19 protein-coding genes are annotated in these 23,543 nt (G+C 60.9%); 9 read left to right on the plus strand and 10 right to left on the minus strand.

Features of this window, described 5'->3' with window-relative positions; all coding sequences use genetic code 11:
• The 5 genes from BLT92_RS10420 to BLT92_RS10440 form a co-directional block, all read right to left on the minus strand.
• A complete protein-coding gene (locus BLT92_RS10420) occupies nt 1–1,389 on the minus strand; it encodes a sensor histidine kinase (protein WP_231938756.1) in 1,389 nt (462 codons plus the stop codon).
• Nucleotides 1,390–1,520: 131 nt separating this feature from the next.
• Nucleotides 1,521–2,399 (minus strand): anti-sigma factor, encoded by an 879-nt coding sequence (locus tag BLT92_RS10425; protein WP_092105435.1) that lies wholly within the window; start codon nt 2,397–2,399, stop codon nt 1,521–1,523.
• Nucleotides 2,396–2,956 (minus strand): sigma-70 family RNA polymerase sigma factor, encoded by a 561-nt coding sequence (locus BLT92_RS10430; RefSeq protein ID WP_231938757.1) that lies wholly within the window; start codon nt 2,954–2,956, stop codon nt 2,396–2,398. The genes BLT92_RS10425 and BLT92_RS10430 overlap by 4 nt, the downstream gene beginning before the upstream one ends.
• Before the next feature lie 199 nt (nt 2,957–3,155).
• Nucleotides 3,156–3,833: a fasciclin domain-containing protein gene (locus tag BLT92_RS10435; protein WP_092105438.1), complete on the minus strand. Its 678-nt coding sequence runs from the start codon at nt 3,831–3,833 to the stop codon at nt 3,156–3,158.
• 260 nt (nt 3,834–4,093) lie between these two features.
• Nucleotides 4,094–5,710: a molybdopterin-dependent oxidoreductase gene (locus tag BLT92_RS10440; protein ID WP_092105439.1), complete on the minus strand. Its 1,617-nt coding sequence runs from the start codon at nt 5,708–5,710 to the stop codon at nt 4,094–4,096.
• 125 nt (nt 5,711–5,835) lie between these two features.
• On the opposite strand from BLT92_RS10440, the gene BLT92_RS10445 reads away from it, so the two are divergent.
• Nucleotides 5,836–6,336 carry an OsmC family protein gene (locus BLT92_RS10445; RefSeq protein ID WP_092105441.1) on the plus strand — a complete coding sequence of 167 codons (501 nt, stop codon included), beginning with the start codon at nt 5,836–5,838 and terminating at the stop codon, nt 6,334–6,336.
• Here BLT92_RS10445 and BLT92_RS10450 read toward each other — a convergent pair.
• Nucleotides 6,329–7,246 (minus strand): alpha/beta hydrolase, encoded by a 918-nt coding sequence (locus BLT92_RS10450; protein WP_092105443.1) that lies wholly within the window; start codon nt 7,244–7,246, stop codon nt 6,329–6,331. The two genes, BLT92_RS10445 and BLT92_RS10450, sit on opposite strands and share 8 nt — an antisense overlap.
• Nucleotides 7,247–7,381: 135 nt before the next feature.
• On the opposite strand from BLT92_RS10450, the gene BLT92_RS10455 reads away from it, so the two are divergent.
• The 3 genes from BLT92_RS10455 to BLT92_RS10465 all read left to right on the plus strand — a co-directional run bounded on the left by BLT92_RS10455 (nt 7,382) and on the right by BLT92_RS10465 (nt 9,880).
• On the plus strand, nt 7,382–8,065 hold the full coding sequence (locus tag BLT92_RS10455) for a trimeric intracellular cation channel family protein (RefSeq protein ID WP_092105445.1): 684 nt from the start codon (nt 7,382–7,384) through the stop codon (nt 8,063–8,065).
• Between the two features lie 151 nt (nt 8,066–8,216).
• A complete protein-coding gene (locus BLT92_RS10460) occupies nt 8,217–8,684 on the plus strand; it encodes a flavodoxin domain-containing protein (protein ID WP_092105447.1) in 468 nt (155 codons plus the stop codon).
• Entirely contained in the window at nt 8,684–9,880 is a 1,197-nt protein-coding gene (locus tag BLT92_RS10465) for an NAD(P)/FAD-dependent oxidoreductase (protein ID WP_092105449.1), read from the plus strand. Before BLT92_RS10460 ends, BLT92_RS10465 begins: the two co-directional genes overlap by 1 nt.
• A gap of 135 nt (nt 9,881–10,015) precedes the next feature.
• Here the strand turns inward: BLT92_RS10465 and BLT92_RS10470 are convergent, their stop codons facing one another.
• Nucleotides 10,016–12,169: an acetate--CoA ligase family protein gene (locus BLT92_RS10470; RefSeq protein ID WP_197679596.1), complete on the minus strand. Its 2,154-nt coding sequence runs from the start codon at nt 12,167–12,169 to the stop codon at nt 10,016–10,018.
• 123 nt (nt 12,170–12,292) lie between these two features.
• Nucleotides 12,293–13,507, minus strand: a complete 1,215-nt coding sequence (locus BLT92_RS10475; RefSeq protein ID WP_092105451.1) for a cytochrome P450 — start codon at nt 13,505–13,507, stop codon at nt 12,293–12,295.
• Nucleotides 13,508–13,649: 142 nt separating this feature from the next.
• Between BLT92_RS10475 and BLT92_RS10480 the strand changes: the two genes are divergently transcribed.
• Nucleotides 13,650–14,747 carry a phosphotransferase family protein gene (locus BLT92_RS10480; RefSeq protein ID WP_092105453.1) on the plus strand — a complete coding sequence of 366 codons (1,098 nt, stop codon included), beginning with the start codon at nt 13,650–13,652 and terminating at the stop codon, nt 14,745–14,747.
• Between the two features lie 486 nt (nt 14,748–15,233).
• The gene (locus tag BLT92_RS20615) at nt 15,234–15,809 is read left to right on the plus strand and encodes a hypothetical protein (protein WP_172802584.1); all 576 of its coding nucleotides are present in this window, start codon (nt 15,234–15,236) and stop codon (nt 15,807–15,809) included.
• A gap of 103 nt (nt 15,810–15,912) precedes the next feature.
• Here BLT92_RS20615 and BLT92_RS10490 read toward each other — a convergent pair whose 3' ends face one another.
• Both BLT92_RS10490 and BLT92_RS10495 read right to left on the minus strand, forming a co-directional pair.
• Nucleotides 15,913–18,288 carry a PEP-utilizing enzyme gene (locus BLT92_RS10490; RefSeq protein WP_092105457.1) on the minus strand — a complete coding sequence of 792 codons (2,376 nt, stop codon included), beginning with the start codon at nt 18,286–18,288 and terminating at the stop codon, nt 15,913–15,915.
• 92 nt (nt 18,289–18,380) lie between these two features.
• The gene (locus tag BLT92_RS10495; RefSeq protein ID WP_092109116.1) at nt 18,381–19,862 is read right to left on the minus strand and encodes a PEP/pyruvate-binding domain-containing protein; all 1,482 of its coding nucleotides are present in this window, start codon (nt 19,860–19,862) and stop codon (nt 18,381–18,383) included.
• Between the two features lie 259 nt (nt 19,863–20,121).
• Here BLT92_RS10495 and BLT92_RS10500 point away from each other — a divergent pair, with 259 nt between their 5' ends.
• The 3 genes from BLT92_RS10500 to BLT92_RS10510 are packed head-to-tail and all read left to right on the plus strand — an operon-like array spanning nt 20,122 to nt 23,534.
• The gene (locus tag BLT92_RS10500) at nt 20,122–21,648 is read left to right on the plus strand and encodes an aldehyde dehydrogenase family protein (RefSeq protein ID WP_197679598.1); all 1,527 of its coding nucleotides are present in this window, start codon (nt 20,122–20,124) and stop codon (nt 21,646–21,648) included.
• Between the two features lie 12 nt (nt 21,649–21,660).
• Nucleotides 21,661–22,737, plus strand: coding sequence for an alcohol dehydrogenase catalytic domain-containing protein (locus BLT92_RS10505; protein ID WP_092105460.1), 1,077 nt, complete (start codon nt 21,661–21,663; stop codon nt 22,735–22,737).
• Entirely contained in the window at nt 22,734–23,534 is an 801-nt protein-coding gene (locus BLT92_RS10510) for a tyrosine-protein phosphatase (RefSeq protein WP_092105462.1), read from the plus strand. The genes BLT92_RS10505 and BLT92_RS10510 overlap by 4 nt, the downstream gene beginning before the upstream one ends.
• Nucleotides 23,535–23,543 lie beyond the last annotated feature (9 nt).

Genomic DNA, 23,543 nt, shown 5'->3' on the forward strand with positions numbered 1-23,543 from the left:
TCAGGCCTTTGCTGTGGATTCGGTGGAAGTTGGAGGAGCGGTGCGGGCCCCGGCGGCCTCGGGGTCTGGCTCCGAGTCGGCGGCTTCGGGGTCGGCGACGTTCCGAGGATAGGGAATCTGAGCGCGCACGAGCCAGCCGCCGCGGGATTTCGGGCCGGCTTCGAGACTGCCGCCCATGGCGCTCATCCGTTCGCGCATGCCGACGATTCCGAGGCCCAGTCCCGTCTGCTTTGCGACGCGAGTGTCTGTGGCGTTGTCGTCGCTCGGCTCGGGATCGTGGTGTGGTTCCTCAGGCAGCGCGCCGGGGGACCGGGAGTCGCTGATCTCGACCTCGAGTTCGGCCGAGCCGTATCGCAGACGGACATCCACCTCGGCGTGCGAGCCCGCGTAGCGACGGCAGTTGGTCAGGGATTCCTGGATCACACGGTAGATCGACATCTCCGTGATTGGTGTCAGCGGGCGCGGCTGCCCGATGGTGTGGACGTCGATCCGCTGTCCCGAGCGACGTGAGGCATCGATGAGTGCGGGAATGTCGCCGAGGCCGGGGTTGCCTTTCGTGCTGTGCTCGTCGGTGACTGCCTCGTCCGTGTCCCGGAGGGTGTAGACGAGTGCGCGCAGTTCGTCGACGGTTTCTCGGGTGGAGGATTCGATGGTCTTGAGTGATTCCCGAGCCTTGTCGGGATTCTTCTCGAGGCTGCGGCGTGCAGCCGCGGCGTGGATGCCGACGCCGGTGATGTGGTGGGCGATGCCGTCGTGGAGTTCGCGCGCGATGCGCACGCGCTCGAGGTCGAGGGCCTGTCGGGTCAGCTGGTGCTCCTGAGTGCGGACCTCCGCGTTGGCGAAGCGCAGTTCGTTGAGCAGTTTGCGCTGGCTCCACGCCCGGTTGCCGAAGAGCCATGCGCCGCCGAAGAACGCGATGTTGATGAGGAAGGAGACCGCCGAAGCCGCCGCAAACTGAAGCACGGTCATGTCGCCGATCGCGTTGAACTGCATCACCGTCGACACCAGCAGGTAAACGAAGATCCCCACGCAGAGGAGGAGCCGGGAGACGAAGGCCGCTGTGCGATTGCTCTGCCAGGCACCGACCGAGTACACGCCCATGAACACGATGATCTGGGTGACACCGGGTTCCATGATCTCCAGCACCTGCGCCGTGACGAAGATGGTCGTCTGGACCCATGCCATCTGGCTGGGATAACGCCGGCGCCAGATCAACGGCACTGTGACGAGGGCAGACATCAGGCAGATCAGCCACAACGGTCCCTTGAACGGCCAATAACCCGTAGTGTTGTACAGAACGGCGAAGACCATCGAGGCCGCGGCCAGGGCCAACACCAGATACACGTCGCCGTGCGTATGTCTGAGCGATGTCGAGTTCTCTGCCATCATCTTCCCAGCTTAGACAGACTGGTCTGCGTTCCACATCCGTCTGTGTGGGGATCCGATGTGCCGGGGCCTGCGCCTCTCGGCTGAGTTCGTCGAGGAAGACGGCGTCGGGCCCACGTGATCAGTCGATATCTCTACAGATCGACGGCCACCACGGGGTCACTCGTCGGCTGTTCGGATCCGCCCTTCGGCTCGACGGTGATGCCGAACAGACTGCTTGCGGTGAATCTCTGATCGGCGATGTTCGTGGCAGCCTCGGTCATCAGCCCGGCGCTCTCGGGTCCCTCGTCGCCGATCACCCACATCTGCAGGGACTTGTCGGCCTCCACCTCGACATCCTTCGAAGTGACGTGGATGAGCTGTTCGCTTTCGGACGACACCACGGTGACCGAGCCGCCGTCGGGAAGCTCGGCAGTATTCGAGCGCAGATCGTCGGCCTGCATCAGCTTCGACGTCTCGTCGATCTGTTGTTGCGCAGCTGCCAGGTCGTCTTCAAGCTCGTTCTGCTGCTGCCAGGAATTCACTCCGACGCCAGCGGCGACGGCGACAGCGGCAGCCGCAGCAGCCATCGGCACCCAGGAGCGACGTTTGCGCCGGTGCTCAGCAAGGTCGGCCAGAGGAGGTGGTGCGTCCTCGGATGCTCGGCCGTGCGAGCGAGTGTCCGACTCAGCGCGCAGAGGTGTCTGAGATTCGGGCTGCGCCTGTTGCTGTGGGAAGGGCGCTTGCTCCTGTCCGTGCGGCAGGGGTGCGGTGCCTTCCTGTGCGTACATGCTAGGGATGCCGAGGATTGCTTCCCGAGTCGCCGCGCTGATGGGCTCTGGTGCATCCACGTCCGACATGCCTGTCGCCGTTGCCTCGGAACCCGCCATGAGCGCCATGGTGTCCTCATACTCGGCGACCTCGGAACGGAAATCAGTGTCGGTGTCTGCAAGAGTCTGCGCCTCGGCGAGCTCAGCTTCGCTGAGTCCGCCCAAAGCCAGTCCGGCAGCCAGATAGTCACGATCGGTGTTCATCGACCTGCCTCCAACTCTTCTCGCAGCTTCTTCATTCCGTCTCTGATTCGTGACTTGATGGTGCCGAGGGGCACCTTGAGGTGCTCAGATATCTGAGCGTGGGTCAGTCCCTGATAGAAGGCCATGACGATAGGGTGCGCCTGCTCCTCGGGAAGTATCTTCAACGCCGTCACTGTGCGATCTGATTCCGACTTGTCGATGACGGTCTGTTCGACTTGTTCTCCCACACCCGCCGAGGAACGCAGTCCGTCGGCGAAATCGCGGTCCTGCTGGGCCTGGACGCTGCGGACGCAGTCGATGGCCCTTCTGCGGCACAGCGTGATCAGCCATGCTCTGCCTGTCCCACGTTCGGGATCGAAACTGGAGCACCGGGTCCACACTTCGGTGAAGCATTCCTGGAGCACCTCCTCGGCGAGTGACTGACTTCTCACGATCCGCAGGATCACGGCCATGAGGATTCTCGATTGTGCCACGAAGATTTCTTCGAAAGCGGACCTGTCACCGGCGGCGATCCTGAGCAGTTGGTCGCTGCTCGGGTCCGATGCTGTGGTTGTCACGCCGGGCGGCGATTGGAGATCGCCACCCGGCGGTCCATGGCGTGGTACCGAGGAATCATCTGAGCTCATGAACCAATCATGTCATTTGATGAGCAAAGAATTGTTCGTTGTCCGGGTTCTGGGGGGAAAAGATTGTGGCCAAGGGCCGATCCGAATCCTCGGAATCGGTCCTTGGCCACCTCTCTGTGAAGCTCAGATGTTACTTCGAGGGCATCATGACGGCATCGACCATGTATACCGTTGCGTTGGCGGTCTTGACTCCGCCGCAGACCAGTCCGGAATCGTCGAACTTGAGGTCGTCGCCCTCGCCGGAGATCGTCACCTTCGAGCCTTCGACGGTCTCGTGCTCACCGGCGATCTCGTCAGGGGACAGTTGTCCCGGGATGACGTGGTAGGTGAGAACCTTGGTCAGCATGTCCGAATCCTTGGCCAGTGCATCCAGGTCATCCTTTGGCACGTCGCCGAAAGCATCATCGGTGGGTGCGATGACGGTGAACTCGTCACCGTTGAGCGTGTCGACGAGGTCGACATCGGGGTTGAGCTCGCCGGAGACAGCCTTGGTCAGGGTCTTGAGCATCGGGTTGTTCGATGCCGCGGTGGCGACCGGGTCCTGAGCCATTCCTTCGACGGATCCGCCGCCGTCAGGGTTGGCTTCGGCGTAGGCGGCGCAGCCCGGGCCGACGAGGTTCGAGCCTGCCATTGCAGAGTCTCCGGATTCTTCAGGCGCCTCCGTGCTTCCGCTCGATTCCTCTGCCTGGGTCTCTTCACCACCGGATTCGGAGTCCGAACCCATGCCTGAACAGCCACTCAAAGCCATGAGTGAGACGGCACCTGCTGCCAGGACGGTTGCGGCGCGATTGCGAATCAGTGTTTTCATCGTTCTTCTCCTTGTGAAGGTGGTGCATCAACAGTGGTGCTTATCAGCGCACAGCTCTGAAGTTGTCTTCATTGCTCGCTGTGTACTTGGTATTCGCAGCCCGTGTGGTTCTGGATGGGTGAAACTCGAAGATTCTCGGGATTTCTTTTCCCAGAGTTCTCTGCGGTGTCCTCGGACCTGCGCAGATCGGCCCCAGTCTCCGCTTGTATGCGGTGACTGGGGCCGTGGTGGTGTGGTTCGGTACCAGGCTGAGGATTGCTCTACTCGACGCTGAACTGGATGTGGTGGTGACCGGTTGCCGAATTGGGGATCGATTTCCTCCGCTCGGGAGTCTGGACGTTCCCGTCCTGATCGATCGCACGGACCGTGACGGTATGCAATCCTGCATCGACGTCGCTGAATCCGGTCTTCCACTGGCGCCAGGTGTCGATATTCACCTCGTCGCCGAGCTCGGCCGAGGTCCAGTCCCCGTCGTCGAGTTTCACATCGACTCGCTCGATGCCGCTCTGCTGCGCCCAGGCTGTACCACCGACGACGAGATCCCCCGCAGGTACCTTCGCCAGCGGTTTGGGAACTTCGACCCGAGAGGCGACAAGGATGGGCGCCTTGGCGTCCCACCCCCGATCGGTCCAATAGGCGGTCTTCTCATCGAAGCGGGTGACTTCGAGTTCGGTGACCCATTTGGTGGCGGAGACGAACCCGTAGAGCCCGGGAACGACGAGGCGGGCGGGGAAGCCGTGTTCGGGAGGAAGCGGGCTGCCGTTCATTCCGACAGCCAGCAGGGAATCCCGGCCATCGGTGAGGGCTTCGATCGGTGTCGAGGCCGAAAACCCGTCGATCGAATGGGAAAGCACCATGTCTGCATCCTTGTTCGGATTCGCCCGGCGCAGCAGCTCACGCACCGGGTAACCCAACCAGGTGGCGTTGCCGACGAGGTCACCCCCGACGGGATTGGAGACGCAGGTGAGCGTGATGTGATGCTCTTCGAGGGGAAGATCGAGCAGGTCGTCCATCGTCAGGGTCACCTCTGACTCGACCATTCCGTGGATCCGCAATGACCATTCCTGCGGGTCGATGACAGGTGGCGCCAGCGCCGTGTCGATGCGGTAGAAGTCCTTCGGGTCCGTGACGAAGGGGACCAGGCCCTTCACATCCGGGTGCGCCGAGGCGGGAATCGGAGGAGCCTTCTTGGCAGGCGTCGGCAGGACCAGTTTGGCAACCGCGGCACCGGCGTCGAGAGTCAACGAGGCCACGGTCTGTCCTGCCGCCACTGCGGCGGCCCCCGCTGCTCCGATGATGCCGGTGATGACAAAAAATCGGCGCCGTGATGGTGATGTCGCCGGTTTCTCGGACGAGTCGGATGAGCTCTCCCCAGGTGTGGACGAGCCGGCCGGGATGGCCGCGGCAGGAAACTTCCGAGGGGCTGCGGGAGCCGTTCCGATCTCATTCGGACTCGTCCCGGAGCTCATGAGGACTCGGAAGACGGCCATGCCCAGGACGAGCCCGATGAGAGTTGGGATGATGTCGATGACATTGGACTCAGGACGGATGAGAATGACGAGGAGGGGAACCAGACCGGCCACGAAGAGGAGCACGGTCGCCGGGCGCAGCCGGTGAGATGCCAGCCAGCCGATGAGTCCGCCGAGGACCATCGCTGCGAATCCTGTGGAGAGGATGAGGAAGAGTTTGTCATTGGTGCCGAAGAGTTCGATGACAGGCTTGACGACTTCGGTCGGTGTGAGCGGAATGATCGTCTGACCCAGTGCCAGCAGAGGTGCCGCTTGCGGTCCGAATGCGCGGGCGATCAGGTCGGCGGCACCGAACAGGACGAGGGTGGCGACGACTCCGACAAGGGCGGCGCGAAATGGTCTTCTCATGTACGAATATTCGGAGCAGAGAGCAATTCGGATGGGTGATCCGGTGCTCAGGATTCGCCCCTGGGTCTCGTCCTGTTCACGAAATTATCAGTGATCTTGCCCTCACGCTGACGTAGCATAGTGCAATGACTGAGAACCCAGGATACGCCGAGCCGCAGGCGCCAAGCGGAGACTCGGACGAACCCAGAAGTGCAAGTGCCCCCATCTATACGGCCAAGGTCGAGAACCTCGGCGGAACCTCAGGTGAAGTGCGCGTCGAAGACGGAATGACGCTGGCGACGGCACCCACCTCACACACCGATCAGGGCAGCAACCCCGAACAGTTCCTCGCGATGGCCTGGAGCACCTGCCTCGGTGAAACCCTCAAGGTGGTGCTGGCCGTCAACGACGTCGAAGCTCTGTCCCGAGTCCGCGTCGAGGTCGACCTGCACGGTGAGTCCAACGCCGGATTCCACTTCGTGCCCCGGGCCTACATCTCCATCGAAGGCGTCTCCGCCGACGATGCGGAGAAATATGCGGGCCGGGCCCATGCCCGGTGCCCGATCTCGAAACTGCTCAAGGGGCAGGGAAGCCCTGTCATCGAGATCGAAGCATATAAGAACCCGGACAACTTCCAGCTCAGCTGAGCTCGACGAGCGTGGCCCCCTCGGCACGCTCGGCCACCTCGGCGGCAATCGATGCCAACTGCTCGGCCGCCTCGGCGGGATGGATCAGCCAACCCAAGTGAGATGAGGCCAGAGTGCGCACACGGTAGGGATTGTCGGGTGTGAGATCGTCGCCGTCGCGGATCAACCGATCCTGCATCCTGAGGGGCAGGCTTCGATCCTCGCTGAGGCGGATGTACGTCCGGTCGATAATGCCCCAGGTGTCGGCCTGCGCTCGATCCGATGCGTCCCCGATGTCGAGGTTCTCATCGGGCTGGAACGAGTTGAGGAATGTCCGGAACTCGTCCGGGCTGGCATCGGCGCAGAAGAGCGACTGCATTCCCTCGAGCAGATTCGTATCGCGTGACCGGAAATTGCAGCGCAGGAGCCCGAGCTCCTGCGGGTCGCCGACCATGCCCGAGGCGAGTGATGCCATGTCGACCTCAGCCATCTCAGGCTCAGCGTTGTATTCGGCGGTCTCGAGCACGACAGGAGCCCACGCGGACACATAGACCATGTGGTCGATGAGTTCGGGATGCGCGTTCGCCGTCGCTGTCAGGGTGATGCCGCCTCGGCTGTGGGCGAGTGCGATGACCGGTCCCTGTTCCTTGGCCCTGGCCAGCATATTGGCGAGGTGCTCCACGTTGTCCGCCAGGGTCACATCGCGCAGGTGTCCCGGTGCGGACGACATGTTCTCATGGTCCTGCGGTGCCTGGTAGCCGATCGGAAATGTCGCTTCGAAGCCGTGTCCCGGCAGATCGACCGCGGCCGAGAGTACCCCACGCAGGGCGAGCTCGGCGGACAGCGGTGCAAAGGTGAAGGAGTTGGCGAAGGCACCATGGACGAGGACGATTGTCGGAACGGTGCCGCCACTCTTCATTGAATGAGTCATGAACCCAGCTTAAGCCTCGCAGCATTCGCTACAGTGGTCACCGGGCGCCGAGTGTGAATGCCCGGCGTCGACAGTGCCGGCCGGGCACCCCACAGTGTGAGGGTGGGCCGCTGACGGGCCGGAGGGGGAGCAGTCGTGGACGTACAGGAAGCGGTCTTTCTTGCGCTCGACCTCACCGGCACTTTTGTATTCGCGGTCTCGGGAGTCCTATTGGCCGCCAGGCGGGGCTTCGATATCACCGGCGGTCTGGTCCTTGGGCTGATGACGGGCATCGGCGGGGGTATGATCCGCGACGTCCTCCTCGATCGGGTCCCCAACGCGCTCGGTCAGCCGATCTACCTGGCTCCGCCGCTCATTGCCACCCTGCTCATCTATCTCATCGGCAAGCACGTCTCGCGTGCGCGCATCTGGATCGTGACCTTCGATGCGATCGGGCTCGCCATCTTCAGCGTCACCGGGACGACGATCGCCCTCGGTGCGGAAGCGAACTACCCGGCGGCGCTGCTCATGGGCGCGCTGACGGCCTGCGGCGGCGGGCTCATGCGCGATGCGGTGGCCAGTGAGGACCCGGCGATCTTCATCGGCACCGATCTCTACCTCATTCCTGCCCTCTTCGGAGCCGGGCTGACGATCCTCGCCGAGGTGACAGGACTTCTGGGCGGAGTGGTCTCGCTGGTCATCGCGGCCGCTGCCTTCGGCTTCCGTATGCTCGCCTGGAAGCTGCAGTGGCGGGTGCCGCAGCCGATGCGGCAGTGGTCCTACCGTGAGACCGGCCGCCGGATGAAGAAGCTCCCCTCGGTGTTCCGCAAGCCTGACTGATCGCGAATGCGCGGCGAGCGCTCCCCTGCGCGCCGAGTCTGGACCGATCGTGAGTTCCATCAGTAGTTGGAACTTACGCAAATTAAAATGGTATGATCAAAAGACAAGCATTCACCTAGCGTCTGCGATATTTCAGGTTCAAAGGAGAAGCATGAAGATCATCATCGTCTTTGGGACGGAAACGGGCGAGAGTGAGTTCGTCGCGGGTGACATCTCAGATGCGCTGGGCGACAGGCATGAGGTGGTCGTTGAGAATATGAAGAACGTCGACATCGGCAGTCTGGACTTCAATGCCCTCTACATCGTTGTGTGTTCGACATACGGCGAAGGCGGAATGCCGAGCAGTGCCATGCCCTTCTACAAGGCGCTGTCGAAACGGCGTCCGAACCTCAGCTCCCTCAGCTATGCAATGTTCGGACGAGGGGACTCGACCTATACCGAGACGTATAGCCAGGGCAGTGAGCACATCGATCGAATCCTCTCCGAACTCGGTGCTGTCCGATACGGAGAATATGGGCGTGAAGATGCCAGCGATTGGGACGCGCCCGAGGATCTTGCGATCGAGTGGGCCGAAGAGCTGATCGAGATCGTTGAGACCGGGAACGAAGGAGTTGCATAATGAGAGTAGTCATCGTCGGAGGGGGGCTGAGCGCGCTGCGCTCGGCTGAGAACCTGCGGAAGCGCGGCTTCGAAGGCGAAATCGTTGTCGTCGCAGATGAAGAGCACCTGCCTTACAACAGACCTCCACTGTCCAAGGAGTTCCTCTGGGGGGATGCCACGCAGGACGAACTTTCATTCGGTGTGCCGGCGGAAGACCCCGGGATCGAGTGGAAAGTCGGGCACAGTGTCATCTTTTCGAACCTGGAAGAGAAAACCCTCACTCTCAGGAATGGTGAGACGTTGACTTATGATGGTCTCGTAGCAGCAACCGGAGTGAGCTCCCGGCGTCTGTCTATTCCCGGGCCGCAGGAAGGGCGCATCGTGCTACGGTCGCTCAACGATGCCATCTCGCTCAAGGAGAAATTGAAGCCCGGCGCACGTCTCGTGTGTCTTGGCGCCGGGTTCATCGGCTGCGAGGTCGCTCGTACGGCGCAGAGGGTCGGCTGCGACGTCGATATCGTCGCCATCGATCCGGTACCAATGGTCGTGCCTCTCGGCAAAGACGTGGGCGCCGAGGTGCAGCGACGTCACGAAGCAGCCGGAGTTCGATTCCACATGGGGCAGAGCATCGCGGAGATGCTCGGCCACGACCGCATCGAGGCCGTGAAACTCGACGACGGAACAGAGCTGCCTGCTGATTTTGTCCTCGAGACGGTTGGTTCGGTGCCCAACACCGAATGGCTCGCGGGTAACGCTCTGGATCTCAAGAATGGGGTGCTCACCGACGCGTACCTGCGTTGCGGCGGCAGGTCGGGAGTCGTGGCGGTTGGCGATGTCGCCCGGTTCGCCAATCCCATGTTCGCCGCTGATCCGCTCCGCATCGAGCACTGGCAGACAGCTATCGACACGACTGTATTCGCCACGGCCACTCTCATGTCGGACCTGGGACTGACTGACGAGGAGCCCAAACCGGTGAGCATCATGCCGTGGTTCTGGTCGGATCAGGGAAATGTCCGGATGACGTCCTACGGAATGTTGGGACTCGCCGATTCGACCGAGGTCGTAGAGGGAGAGATCACCGGTGAGTGTGCGGTCAGCTACCTCCGTGATGGCGAGCAGGTCGGAATTCTCCTGATCGGGACCGAGATCAAACAACGTGGAGCACGCTTCAAGCGGCAGTTGGCTAAAACGAGAAGAGGGCTGACTGCCGTTTAGCTGTTAGTCAGTCACTCCGACTGCCAACGATGGCACGAGGTCTGACACCGAAGGAGCTCAAAGGAATCCGCCAGACGCAAATTGTGCGTTTGGCGGATTCGGTGTAACTGCGAGTTGTTCAGAGCCCGGTTCGACTCAGCCGTCGGCAAGGGTTGTGATGAGAATGTCGAGTCCTTCGACTCTGTCTTCGGACACTGCAAGCGGGTTGACTTCCAGAGAAGCCAGCTTGTCGCCCAGGCCCACGGCTGCGGCCGCGATTCCGGCGACCGCATCCACAACACTGTCGAAATCGGCAGATCGGCGCCCACGATAGCCGTCGAGGATTCGACTGATCCGCAGTTCGCGAAGCATCGAGCTGATCTCATTCCGCGAAACCGGCAGGACGCGCAGGGCGCTGTCGTCCAAGATCTCTACCAGTTCTCCGCCTGCGGCAACGGCGAGAATCAAGCCCCATGAAGGGTCGCGGGTCACGCCGACCAACAGCTCGGTGCTGTGCCCGCGCATGGGACTGACCAACTGACCTTGGAGAGTCAACCCATGCTGGTCCGCACGGTCGGCAAGACGGTCGAATGCGGCCATCACCTCGGCGGGTGTGTGCAAATTGAGCGCCACGCCGCCGAGCTCAGTCTTGTGTGCGGCGCCAGCGGAGCACATCTTCAGGACGACCGGGCCACTGTAGGCCTCTGCGGCCCCGATCGCCTCGTGGACGTCTGTAGCCAGTACTGTGGGCACGAACTCGACCCCGGCCGGGGCAACGAGCGCCCGTGCGTCGTACTCGCTTAGGGTCTCACCTGCCCGGATTGGGCGGATCGCCATCGGCTGCGGAGTGAGGGGCTCGGGGTCTCGTGCAGAACGTGCGGCCAACCATTTCGACCACCGGGCGATTGCCGACGCAGCTGTGACGAAACGCGCCACGCCCGGCATGACAATCTGGACGTTCAACTCGTCGCGCACTGTCCGAATGTATTCCGACTGGTCCTGATCGATCTGCGGGAATACTGCAATGGGGAGCCCGGTTTCAGCCGCGCATTCGCCGACTGCCCTGAAGGTGTCTATTCGTTGCTGCTCACCTTCGCGCGGCAGTGAGGTGACAACCCCGAGCAGGCCCAATTGTGGTTGGTTTGCAGCGAATGCACGCAGCCCCTCTTTCCATGCCTCGGGATCGGCCAGGGCTCCTCCTGTCATGTCGAGGGGATTCTGGGCTTGGCCGTAAGACGGTAGGAACTTCTCGATCCTTGCACGAGCAACATCATCGAGTGCTGGCAGAGAGAGTCCGGCGTCCTGTCCGAGGTCGGCTGTGATATCACAAGCACCGCCGGATGTAGAGAGCACACCGATTCCCGAACTCCGCAGCGGTCCTGTAGATGCGGCTAGATTGGCCGTGCAGACGAGGTCTTCAACTGTTTTGACGCGGATGACACCGTCTTGGCGCAGAACCGCGTCGATCACTCGGTCGTCGCCGACCAGAGCGCCGGTGTGCGCCTGTGCCGTCGCCGCTGCGAGCTGGCTCGAGCCGACCTTGAGGATGATGATCGGCTTGCCGACTTCCGCGGCGCATCGGGCGGCCTCGCGAAACGTCTGTGGGTCGCGGATGGTTTCGGCGAACACCGCGATGGCGCGGGTGTTCTCGTCTTCCACGAGGTATTGAATGCCTGCGGAGACGTCCACCATCGACTCGTTGCCTACGGTGATGACGAAGCTGAAGCGAACGTCGTTGCGCGCGGCGTACGTGACGAGCGAGGAGCCGATGGCACCGCTCTGTGTGATCAGTCCGACGTGTCCGGGCGTAGTCGGCAACTCTAATCCCAGCGAACACGGCGCGACCCGGTCCCAGAGATTGGCGAAGCCGATGTGGTTCGGCCCCAGCAGGGTCATACCCCTGGAGCGAGCCTTCGCAACAAGCTCTTCCTGTCGCACCGCTCCCACCGGGCCCTCTTCAGCCCATCCTTGGCTGACGATGACTGCCGCGCGTGCGCCGGCGTCCGCAGCATCGTCGAGCGCCGAAACTGTAACATCCGCCGGAGTGAGCATAAATGCACAGTCGATCCCGCCGGGAATGTCGACGCAGCGCTTGACGGTTTGTTGGCCGTGCACGATCTCCGTGCGGGGATTCACCAGCGGTAGCTCGGCGTCGGGAGCGACGCGGAGGAACTGCGTGTATGCACGACGAGAGAAGAGATTCTTGTCGCTTGCGCCGACGAACGCCACACGCTTCGGACGGAACAGCGCGTCGAGCTGTCTGATCTTCCCGTCCATCTCATCAGCGGACGATTCGGTTGGTGCTGTCATAGGAATCCTTCTGGTGAGAGTGATGGGCATTCGACTGAGTCTGCGTCATAGGCCGTTGTGGATCTATGGCATGAGTTCCTGCAGATATCTCGGTAGGCTAGACGAGTGCCGTGGCGGCGCTTCTCAGGTCAGGTGCGTGAGCTTGACCGGAATGTGACTCCACCCGGTGAAGAGATAGTGCCTCACCCTGGTGGGTTCGCCGACGACGTCGAATCTGTACCCGCGGTCCAGCATGCGAGTAAAGAATGTCTGCACCTCCGCGCGGGCCAGGTGGGAGCCGAGGCAGAAGTGCACTCCGCTCCCGAAGCCCAAGTGCTGGTTGGATCCGTGGCGGTTGATGTCGAATGTGTCGGGGTCCTCGAATACCTCGGGATCGCGGTTGGCGCCATTGAAGAACAGAACGACTCGGTCGCCTGCCTTGATGTGCTGGTCGCCGATGGTCATATCCTCGAGCGCTGTTCGCCGCATGGCGGCCACCGGCGAAACGAACCGAATCATCTCTTCGACTGCGCGAATGACGAGGCCGTGGTCTTGTTGCATTTGCCTGAGAGCTTCAGGATTGTCATTGAGCGCGAGAATGCCGCCTGAGACCAAATGGCGTGTGGTTTCATTTCCGGCGGCAACCAGCACAATGTAGTAAGCGGCCAGTTGGCCCCATGAGAGTTTGCCGGTTTGGATCTCGGCGTTGGCGATGACGCTGACGAGGTCGTCCTGCGGAACTTCTCTGCGTTCCTCTGTGAGCTTCTTGAAATAGTCCATGACCTCATTGCGAGCTTCCTCGAGAGCTGCAGTGTCCACGCGTTCATCGGGGTCGGAACTGGTCATCCGATTGGCCCAGTCGACCATCTTTGGGGCATCTTCCTTTGGTACACCGAGGACGCGAGCGATGACCATCATCGGCAGTCGAGCGGTGACGATGTCGACCAGATCGAACTCTCCCGGCTGCGCGGCAGAATCGTCGAGAAGGACGTCGACGATCTCCTCGATCGCCGATTGCCACTGTTTGATTTTGCGCGACCTCAAGAAGCTCATGGCAATCATCTTGAGTTCACCGTGCTCCGGGTCGTCCATGTTGTGGATGCTCGAGTATTTGCCCTCGACCTTGCGATCGACGACCTGGGTCCCCTGAGCTGACGACAGGCGAGCGTTGTCATTCGCCGCGTCCTTGACGCCTTGGTAGTCGGAGAGCGTCCAGAAGCCGGGGCCGTTGGCTGTTTCGGGGTTCCAATATGGTCGATCATAGGAGCGAGTAGCTGCGAGATTGTCCAGCGCAAGGCCGTCACCCAAAGCCTCGAGATCTAAGTGGTCAATTCTCGGCACGGTGTTGTCAACGGACACTGGATTACCTCCATCGGTAGGTCAGCAGCCTCTTAGGGCGACTGATTCGTCCGCCCAGGTTCTCGGTACTGCCAAAGGTACAGTCATGAGTCAGATGTGTCAATAGTTGTAGCAAATTAAAGGTCAGTCCAAATATGCTAATATGAAACGAAGGGATTTGTCGATCCCGAAAGAATTGAACGAAAGGTTTGACGTGGTTTCTGAAGGTGAAGGTCATGGCCAGAGCAGCAACGTCCGACGATTGTTGGAGCACGCCTTAGGCGACGAGGCGGGGATTGGTGAAATTTCGCCGCTGGGCATCGGTGCAAGCGCCGACTCGTACCGTGTTTCACTGGATGGAGGGGAGCGCTGGCCGAAAAGCGTCGTCGTCAAGTTGCCGTCGCAAGATCCCACAGCCTCTCGAACTGCCATGCAGTTGGGTCTGTATGAACGCGAGGTCTGGTTCTACGAACAGCTAGGGACACGGCTGGAGCTTGATATTCCGCGCTTTTATCGTGCTATCGAATCAGACGGACTCCGTTCCGGGCTGATGATCGAGGACTTGAGCAGTACAACTGAAAGGCCGAACCAACTGCAGAACGCGCAGCTCTCTACCGTCCGAGGGGCGATGTCGAACCTGGCCCGCCTGCAGGCACCCTATTGGGCTGACGGGGAGATGAGTCGAGAGCCGTGGCTCCACAAGCGGCTGGGGGTAGAAATTCCTCATATTCTTGATCGCATGCAGAAGTCATGGTCGACTTCGCGAAAGCGACTGTCCGGGGGATTCGAGCGTGAACAGTTGGAGGTCATCGACGTATTCGTCGAGAGAGCCGGTGATTGGGCCCGATCACTTCCAGGTCCGTTCTCGCTGACGCACCACGACTACCGACTCGACAATATTCTCTTGGGCGACGGTCGGGCGATCATTCTCGATTGGCAGACCGTCGGGTGGGGTCCGCCGATGTTCGACGTGGCCTACCTACTCTCGACATCGTGGGATCCGCGGCTGCGGAGGCAACATGAACGGGAACTGATCCGAGATCACGTCGAAGAATTGGGCGCCAATGGTGTGCGATGGGACTTCGAACGAGCATGGGAGGCCTACCGGCGGTCGGCCTTCGCCACACTGCTGATGCTGGTTCCGCCGACAGGCAGCGTCAAGCAGGATGCCAGAACGGATACGATGTACAAGAGACTGTTGGCGTTCGGAGCACAGCAGGTCCTGGACCTCGGTGCTCTCGAATTCCTGAAGGAGGTCTGAATGCTGTCGATCTTCGACGAGTATCCTATTCACCAGACAAGTGAGCCTGTCGACCATCCGGCGAGCAGCGACCCGAACGTATACGAGCGTTTCTACTTTTCGTTTTTCGAGAAGTCCGGTACTGCGGCCGTGGGGCTGACAGTCACACTCCATCCGAATCGGGGACTGGTTGATGCGGCGCTTGGAGTGACGACAGGCAAATGCTACGAGTCACTGATGATCAGCGATGTGCTTGGTTCAGAGCGAGAGAGCATTCGCTGCGGACCGTTGCGTCTGGAGTTCCTCGAGCCGATGCGGCACCTGAAGATCATAGTGGAAGGGCACCCCGATTTCTCTGCGGCGATCGACTTTCGCGCAACGAGTCCTGCCATCACCGAGGAGCGCGTAGTGAGGTCGAGGCAGCGCAGGGTAGTGCAGGACCGTACGCGGTACGCCCAATGCGGCGTCGTGGACGGAACAGTGTCGGGACCAGCTGGAGTCATCGTGATGGATGACCAAAGTTGGACTGCCGTTCGAGACCACTCGTGGGGCATCTGGGACGGTCCGAAAGCGCACAGCGCGGATGTTAAGCCGGCATCGCCGTCGTTCTTCTGGCTGATAGGCAGTGTTGGTTCGACCGCTGTCCAAGCGGTGACACATGCGGAGGCCGACGGCACGCCCTACGGAGAGTATGCGGCTATGTGTCCGCTGCTCTCTCCTGCTGTCGACGCTGTCGGTGCCGGGACCGGGCAGTCTCCCGGCGGGGTGAAGATCCTCGATATCTCCTATGTACAAGATACGAATCATGTGAAGACTGCCGAACTCGCAATCTCAGGCTCAGATCGTGATCGGGTCGTGGTCCTCGAATCACTGTGCGTGATCCATCCCCATTCGATCGGATACTCACATCCCGAGTGGCGTTCCGGAACAGTCCCCGATCAACTTCCGAGCATCCGCCGGTTTAGCGGTGATCTCGGCGAATTCGATCTCTCAGACCCTCAACATCGCCGGGCGCTGCAGGGAGTGGCGATTAAGTGCGAAGGGGTAACAGGTTACGGTGTCATCGATCAGTTCTCCCGCTGACGCTCGCCACCGGCCAACGAATGCTGCTGGCAAATAGCGACGGGGCACCCATCCTCGCGATAGGGTGCCCCGCCTTTCGCTCTCGGGCGGATGTTCTCGATTCTCAGCCGTCGGCCCCGGTTCGCGTGGTGGACAGAGTTGCGAGAAGATCCTCATGCAGCTCCATCCAGATGTCGTGATAAGAGTCGGTCAGCGGCTTCGCAAGCGCATCGGTGTCGCCGGAGCGGAACGAATCAGCGGCAGAGCTCAAGTGCTTCGTGTAGTAATCGAAGCGAGAGTCGATCACCGTGAGCCCGTCAAGTATAACGGTGATCTCACCGTGGACCGAAGCGAAGCGGCTCTCCGTTGTTTGAGTCTGGCCCTGTTGCCAGTCGGTCGTCAGCTGTTTGAACCGGCGGTTCGGCTCCAGGAATCGATCGTAGTGGACGGCGATCGAGCTTCTGGTGTCTTCGTCGACCGCTGTTTGCCTCAGCAGCTTATACGCTCCCTTGCCGATGCCTGTCAGAGAGTTGAGGCCTTTCTTGGCATTATGCTTGACATGTTTGGCCTTGATCGCCTCGTTCAATACTGCGGTGACGGTTTCGACGGGCAGGCCGGTGCAGTCGGAGATTTTATCCACGGTGGCGAATCCCCGCACTATTATCGCGTGGTATACCTGGTAGCGCAATCGGTCATTCACCGAGAGTACTTCACTCGCAGTCTCCGGCACGGGGTTGCCCCACGACCCGGTCAGGAACAGACGCGGAATCAACTCGGTGGCCACTCCACTGACAATTGTGTCGTAGCTTTCCTCCAGCGCCGGTTCTATCGTCGTGAAGCCGTGGTCAGCGACGAGTTCGTCGTACATTCCCGCGGCACGGGCAACGGGAAGCGCGAAGCCAGTCGAATATGTCAGGGCGCCGGCTTCCACCTTCTCTCGAGTGCTCATGGCTGCGATGCGGCGGTAGAGAGCCGATGACTGCTCTTCACATTCGGTCCGCAGCCGTGCCATATCCTCCGGGGTGAGTGCGCGCACCTCGTCCATCGGAGTATCCCACGCATCCCTCTGATGCACGGACACACCGGAAATGTGCGGAATGTAGTTTGCCGGGGTCGTGAAGAGAGTGGAAATGTCCACGACCTTCGTCTCCAAGGGGGTGCCCGCTTCGAAGAACATCGCGACGGTGACGGACCAGGGGAGAGGAGACTCCGGATTGTTCCATGGCCAGGCAGGCTCATTGAGGAAGATGTCGCGAACGAGGACGAAACCACCGTCGTGAAGCGTGTACGGACCGTGGTCGGATACACCAGTGCGATTGTCGAAATGCAGCAGGAAGCCCATGAGCTCAGCGGAGCCGTTGAAGCGGACAAAGGCCTCTCGTGTTGCCGAATCGGAGAGATCGATCCTGTTCTGCGTGAATCTCTCGATCCACGATTTCTCCAGAATTTCGGCTTTATACCCCTTCATCGAGGTCAGGATCGGGCCCTCGGACCACAGGCCCTTGTACAGTCGGCGGACAGTGCCGAATGTGGTGCGGACACGATCGGCACGGAAGTCGGTCTCGTGAAGGCCCAGCTCGAGAGCGATTCCGCGCCCGAAGCTCGTCGCCGTCGCCAGCGCCCAAAGGTGAAGCATATTGACCTTGCTGCCGATCTCTCGACGCCCGGTAGCACCGATATCGATGATCCCGTCCATGCCGATGCGATCTTCGATCGTGCGCAGCCAGGTGGGATGCTTGAACCAGCAGTTCGCGATTCCCATCGCCTCGTACTCCTGACGGGGAATGAGTCCGGACTCGCCCTCCGTAGCGCGAGCACTGAGCGCATCCCATTCGTTCCAGGTGTAATATCTGATTGCCTCGTTGGCCTCTTGTCGGGTGAGATCTCGTTTGACATCATCATCGGCGTACAGGACTCGAGTCGTCATTTCGGCCTGCATGATCGTGTCGCCTTCGGATCCGTGAGGGACCTCTCCGCCGAATTTCTCCAGCAGGAGCGCGATCTGGGCCTGCTGCTCCTCGCTGAGAGGCTCGTGCTCCGGCTCGACGGCCGGTTTGTCCTCACGAGGTGCACCGGCTTCGACGCTGACCGTGCCCGACGGACGTGAGGATACGTCCATGCGAATTCGCACACCGTCAGCAGGAATGGTTTCACCTCGGCTGGTATGAACGCCCTGTTTGAACTGCACCGACATGATGGCGGGGATCCCATACTCTCGACTGACGATTCCCAGATGGCTCTCAGGGGCGCCCTGGAGAGTGATGATGCCCTTGATGCCAGCGTTCAATGCCATTGTCAGAAAGGTGGTGGTGCCACCGCGCGCAATGACGATGGTGTCGCTGACGTCGCCTTCTGAGACGAAATCCATGACCTCCTGAGGAGTTTCGAGCCATTTCGCGACGCCTTCAATGAGCTCCTCCGACTCGTAGACGTTCGAGCCCGTGCCGACGACGTCGAACGTGCTCGATTGTGTGGGGGCCTCGCCCTGTTTGCGGTTCATGTTGTTTCCCTCTCCATTGATGTGATCTGCTGGATGTTTCAAATGTCGGCTGCCGGTCCTGAAGGGCGCCGTGTACAGCTGACTCAATAGGGTTACTGGGCGAGTTCGGAGGCCCACTGCTCAAGAAGGATGATCTCTCTCGAGTGGTCCGTCGCTGCTGCGTACTCTGTCTCCACCTCGCCGGCCCATATCTGCCCACTGCCTCCGTCGATGGTGATGACTTCGCCGGGGGCCACCAGAACCTCGCCATCCTTGAGAATTCCTCGGCGGTCGACATTCAGCTCCATTGCGCCGACGACCGCCGGAATTCCCCAGCCGCGTGCAACGACTGCTGCATGACTGACAAGTCCACCGCATGTAGTCAGCACGCCGACAGATGCAGACATGCCCATCACGTCTTCTGGGCTCGTCTCGTCTCGGGCCAGAATGACATCGTCCTCGGCGTCGACAGCTTCGTCCGCCGTCAGCACGACCCGCCCAGTGACACGTCCTGGTGATGCGGGGAGGCCGGTGGCCATGGCGCTCGAGTCATCGGTCGCCGGGCAATCGGCGGCTGCATCCTGTTTGGCCCGCTCGCGGAGGTCTGCTGGCACTCGCTCGACGGCCTCGGCCGTCGTCAGCCCTATCTCCGGGTCCTCGACCATGTCGACGGCGATGCGAGCCGCAGCTCGTGCGCCGCGCTTGCCTGCTCGTGTCTGTAGAACCCAGAGCTTTCCCTGCTCGACCGTGAACTCGACATCGCACATATCCCGATAGTGGATCTCCAACTTCCGCAGAACCGCATCGAGTTGTTCGGCGACGTGTGGCTGGCTCTCTCCGAGTGCGGAAATTTCCATAGTGATTGCTTTGCCCGAAACGACGTCCTCACCCTGGGCGTTGGGAAGGTAGTCGCCGTAGAGCTTCGATTCGCCGGTGTTGGGGTTGCGGGTGAACACCACCCCCGTTCCCGAGTCGCTGCCTCGGTTGCCGAACACCATCGATTGGACGCTGACAGCGGTGCCGATGTCAGGGCTGATGTTCTCGTGTTCTCTGTAGGCGACGGCTCTCGGTGAATCCCACGACCTGAATACCGCTTGTACGGTCTCACGCAGCTGTACCTCGGGATTCTGAGGAATGTCCTCACCTGACTCCTGAACGACGGCGGCTCTCAGCTTGGCAAGATTCTCGCGGGCTTCCTCGGCGGAATTGATCGTGTCGACGTGGGGGAGCGCTTCGGGCGGAATTCCCCTGACGATCGTAGCGAACATCTCTGCGAAGCGCCGGTAGCTGTTCCATGCGAATCGTTCATCTCCCGCACATTCGACCAATCCGAGAACGGTCTCGTCATTCAGACCGAGATTAAGGACCGTGTCGAGCATCCCCGGCATCGAGACGGGGGCTCCGCTTCTCACAGATACGAGGAGTGGATCAACTGGGTCACCGAGGTGCCTCCCCAGACTCCTTCCCAGCATGGTCATGTGATCGGACAAGACGGCATCGAGGCCCGTGGGCCAACCGCCTTCGCGGTACAGCTGGCTGATACCAAGGCCGATGGTGAAGCCGGGGGGTACCGGGATTTGGAGTGTTCTCGTCATTTCAGCCAGGCCCGCGCCCTTGCCTCCCAGCAAATAGGCGAGCTCTCGAGCTGGTTGGGAGTGGTCGTGGTCGAAAGTGAACACCCCGTCTTCCAGGCGGACGTCAGTGGAGCTTGGCTGAGTGCTTTTCACAATCTCGTTTTCCTTTCACAACACTGTGTCGGATTCAGGTGAGCGCATATAAATCGCTTTATGGTCTGAGCATTCATATTATTGACACGACCTTAGGTGTCCACTAGCGTGTTGTCAATCACTATTTGTGACGGTGAAAGCCATTTCACGCGAATCCCTGCGGCAATGGCCCCAGATCGATCGACGAAAGCGATGTAACGTGGCCGAAATTGTCATACCAACGAACTGTCTCTATGTGAACGGAACCTGGGTGAGGCCCGAAGCGGCAGCGGAATTCGAGGTGGTGAACCCTGCCACCGAGGAAGTGATCGGCGTTGTCCCGGTTGCTCCGGCAGCTTTCGCGTCGGAGGCGATCGCGGCCGCGCAGGCAGGCTTCGGCGTATGGGCCGCGACGGATGTCGAAGCGAGAGCAAGGATGCTCGAGCGCTTGGCGCAGGCAATGGAAGACCACCGTAGTCAGTTGAGCGAGCTAACGAGTGCGGAGATCGGCACGCCTGTAAAGGACGCAGCAACAGGGCAGGTGGATCTCCCAGTCAGAGTGCTCCGCTCCTATGCCGATATTGCACGCAAGTACCCGTGGGATACACGCGACGCAGCCGGCAGCGCGGTCGTGAGGGAGGGTGCCGGCGTGGTGGTCGCGATCACTCCATGGAACTTCCCTGTTCATCAGATCATTGCCAAATTGGCCCCCGCCCTGGTGGCGGGATGTTCGGTGGTGCTCAAGCCTGCGGAACTCACACCGTTGAATGCCCTGTTTCTTGCGGCCCTCTGTGAATCCATCGGTCTACCGCCGGGTGTCTTCAACGTTGTCACTGGCAAGGGCTCGGTGGTGGGAGAAGCGCTTCTTCAATCCGATGGCTACGAGGTCGTGTCGTTCACAGGATCCCTCCAGGTCGGTCGTCATGTGGGCGAAGTGGCCGGGTCCAAGGTGGCACGTGCGGCGCTGGAGCTCGGCGGAAAGTCGCCCGCCGTTGTGCTCGATGATGCCGACCTGACGACTGCAGTGCAGACTACCGTACGCAATTGTTTCGTCAACGCAGGCCAGAAGTGCAATGCACCCACACGTCTGTTGGTGCCGAGGGCTCGCCTCGATGAAGCGGTGGAGATCGCCGGGGAAGTGGCTGGATCGTATGTCGTGGGTGATCCATCTGATCCTGCGACGACGATGGGACCGGTTGCGTCGGCCGCGCAGCGCGATGTGGTGACAGGGTTCCTCGACAGAGCGCGCAGCGACGGTGCACGGGTCGTGACTGGAGGTGAGACGCAGCAGTGGGAGAGAGGATACTTCCTCACTCCAGCGATTGTCACCGATGTCTCCCGAAGCGCCGAAATTGCCCGCGAAGAGGTGTTCGGCCCTGTGCTCGTCGTCATGGCGCACGACGGTGAGGAAGACGCGGTAGCGCTGGCGAATGACTCCGACTACGGATTGTCAGCCGAGGTGTGGTCGGGGGATCCAGGCCGCGCGGCGAGGCTTGCGCGGCGCATCAAAGCAGGTCAAGTACGGGTCAACGGAGTGCGGACTCCGGAACTGCCAGTGTCTCCCTTTGGGGGCTACAAGAGGTCGGGTATCGGACGAGAGCTGGGAGAGCTCGGCCTCGATGAGTTCGTGGAGATCAAGGCGATCTTGGGCGATCCGTTCGTCGGCGAAGAGTGAAGGAGTGAATCGATGAAAGCTGCAGTGGTGTGGGAGCCCGGTGGCAAGTTCGAACTTGCCGAACTGACTCGGCGCGAGCCTGGTCCCGGCGACGTGGTGGTCCGACTGAAGGCTGCTGGCATCTGCCAGACAGATCTGTCCCTCTCCGCTGGAGGATTCGGACAGCAGTTCCCTGCAGTGCTCGGTCATGAAGGTGCTGGTGAGATAGTCGAGGTGGGTTCGGCTGTCTCAAGCATCCAACCCGGGGACAGGGTTCTTCTCACGTGGGTGCCGCCGTGTGGTCGCTGCTATCACTGCGTTCGTGGTGAGACTTACATCTGCAGCAAGCGCAAGCGCGCGGCAGACATTGATATCGCAGCGGCCGATCTGCAATACGGGAATCTCCCGGTCCAAGCAGGAATGGCAACGGCGACGTATGCCGAGGAGACCGTTGTGTCTGCGACTGCAGTGCTGCCGATCCCCAAGGATCTGCCCTATCACCTGGCGGCATTGCTGGGATGTGCCGTGCCGACGGGTGTCGGTGCTGCGCTGAATGCAGCACGGGTGACACCCGGGGAGAGTGTAGTCGTCATCGGCTGTGGGGCTGTGGGGCTGAGCGCCGTACAGGGGGGCCGGATTTCAGGTGCCACTACAATCGTCGCGGTCGACCCGCAGGAATCGAGACGCAATCTGGCCAGCCGCCTCGGAGCCACTGTGGTTCTCAGTCCTGAGGAATTCGACGCATACCCGCCGCCGAGCGCCACCGGCTTTGATGTGGGAATAGACGCCGTAGGTCAATCCCGAACGATTCGATCGACCTGGAACGCCGTCCGGCGTGGCGGGCGAGTCGTCGTCGTCGGGGCAGGAAGAGCAGACGACATCGTCGAATTCTCTGCTGTGGAGTTGTTCCACGACGAGAAGACACTGCGTGGCACCTTTTACGGCTCGAGCAATATGGCATTTGAACTTCCGCGGCTCATCGAATTGTGGCGAGGCGGCCAGTTGAGGCTCGAGGAGATGATCGACGACGTGGTCCCTCTCGAGAGGATCAATGAGGCCGCTGACAAGCAGATCAGTGGTGGAGCTCTCAGGGTGATGATCGCCCAATGAGTAGAGTGTCGAGTATCCAACTGCCAGGCGTCCGCAATCTGCGCGATGCGGGTGGACACACGACTTCAGATGGTCGAACTATGTCGTTGCGGCGGGTGTACCGAGCAGAGGCTCTGGTGCTTCGCAATGCGAACGAGTCGAATGCCATGTGGTTGGAGGAGGAGTCCGCGGTCTATGCGTCGATCGGTCTCACTGCGGTCATCGATCTTCGTGCGGAAGAAGAGGCCGAGAGCGCGCCTTCTGCCTGGAGTAGACCCACGAATGCGAAGTATATTCCGATTCCTCTTCCGGAAGGGGCTCCGGGGTCCGATACTGATCTTCTGCGGCCGGTATTGACCGGTCGCAGCGCGGCTTTCTCTGGTGAGGATCTCGGAGCATATTATGTGACGTTGCTCGAGGGAAGGGCGAAGCAGTTCGGCGCGGTCGTCGAGACGATTGCCGACAACGAGGGCGGGCCCTTGCTGATCCACTGCTCTGCAGGCAAGGATCGAACGGCACTGGCGATCGCACTCGTACTGGACACTCTCGGGGTGCCCCGCGAGGCGATTGTTCGCGATTACGAACTCACTGGAGTGAACCGGCCCAATCGAATGGAACACTATCGCGAAGCCTTCGCGAAGCGGAACGTCCAAGTTGAAGACGTGAGGGCGGCATTCGAAACGCCCCGAGTTGCAATGGTGACTGCGTGGGATCACATCGACAAGGAATACGGCTCAGCCGAAGAATACTTGCTTGAAAGTGCCGGTACATCTCCCGAGGTGTTCGATGCTCTGCGAGAAATTCTGTTGGAGGGATAGGCGGCGGCA

Origin of the sequence: Brevibacterium picturae (assembly GCF_900105045.1) — a bacterium.
GTDB classification, from domain to species: Bacteria; Actinomycetota; Actinomycetes; order Actinomycetales; family Brevibacteriaceae; genus Brevibacterium; species Brevibacterium picturae.

Bases quoted from the DNA above. Each gene is read 5' to 3' on its own strand.
- BLT92_RS20615 (WP_172802584.1), top strand. From the start codon at position 15,234: ATGGATGACCAAAGTTGGACTGCCGTTCGAGACCACTCGTGGGGCATC.
- BLT92_RS10425 (WP_092105435.1), bottom strand. From the start codon at position 2,399: ATGAACACCGATCGTGACTATCTGGCTGCCGGACTGGCTTTGGGCGGA.
- BLT92_RS10445 (WP_092105441.1), top strand. From the start codon at position 5,836: ATGACTGAGAACCCAGGATACGCCGAGCCGCAGGCGCCAAGCGGAGAC.
- BLT92_RS10470 (WP_197679596.1), bottom strand. From the start codon at position 12,169: ATGACAGCACCAACCGAATCGTCCGCTGATGAGATGGACGGGAAGATC.
- BLT92_RS10420 (WP_231938756.1), bottom strand. From the start codon at position 1,389: ATGATGGCAGAGAACTCGACATCGCTCAGACATACGCACGGCGACGTG.
- BLT92_RS10460 (WP_092105447.1), top strand. From the start codon at position 8,217: ATGAAGATCATCATCGTCTTTGGGACGGAAACGGGCGAGAGTGAGTTC.
- BLT92_RS10435 (WP_092105438.1), bottom strand. From the start codon at position 3,833: ATGAAAACACTGATTCGCAATCGCGCCGCAACCGTCCTGGCAGCAGGT.
- BLT92_RS10440 (WP_092105439.1), bottom strand. From the start codon at position 5,710: ATGAGAAGACCATTTCGCGCCGCCCTTGTCGGAGTCGTCGCCACCCTC.
- BLT92_RS10465 (WP_092105449.1), top strand. From the start codon at position 8,684: ATGAGAGTAGTCATCGTCGGAGGGGGGCTGAGCGCGCTGCGCTCGGCT.
- BLT92_RS10490 (WP_092105457.1), bottom strand. From the start codon at position 18,288: ATGAACCGCAAACAGGGCGAGGCCCCCACACAATCGAGCACGTTCGAC.
- BLT92_RS10480 (WP_092105453.1), top strand. From the start codon at position 13,650: ATGAAACGAAGGGATTTGTCGATCCCGAAAGAATTGAACGAAAGGTTT.
- BLT92_RS10495 (WP_092109116.1), bottom strand. From the start codon at position 19,862: ATGACGAGAACACTCCAAATCCCGGTACCCCCCGGCTTCACCATCGGC.
- BLT92_RS10450 (WP_092105443.1), bottom strand. From the start codon at position 7,246: ATGACTCATTCAATGAAGAGTGGCGGCACCGTTCCGACAATCGTCCTC.
- BLT92_RS10505 (WP_092105460.1), top strand. From the start codon at position 21,661: ATGAAAGCTGCAGTGGTGTGGGAGCCCGGTGGCAAGTTCGAACTTGCC.
- BLT92_RS10510 (WP_092105462.1), top strand. From the start codon at position 22,734: ATGAGTAGAGTGTCGAGTATCCAACTGCCAGGCGTCCGCAATCTGCGC.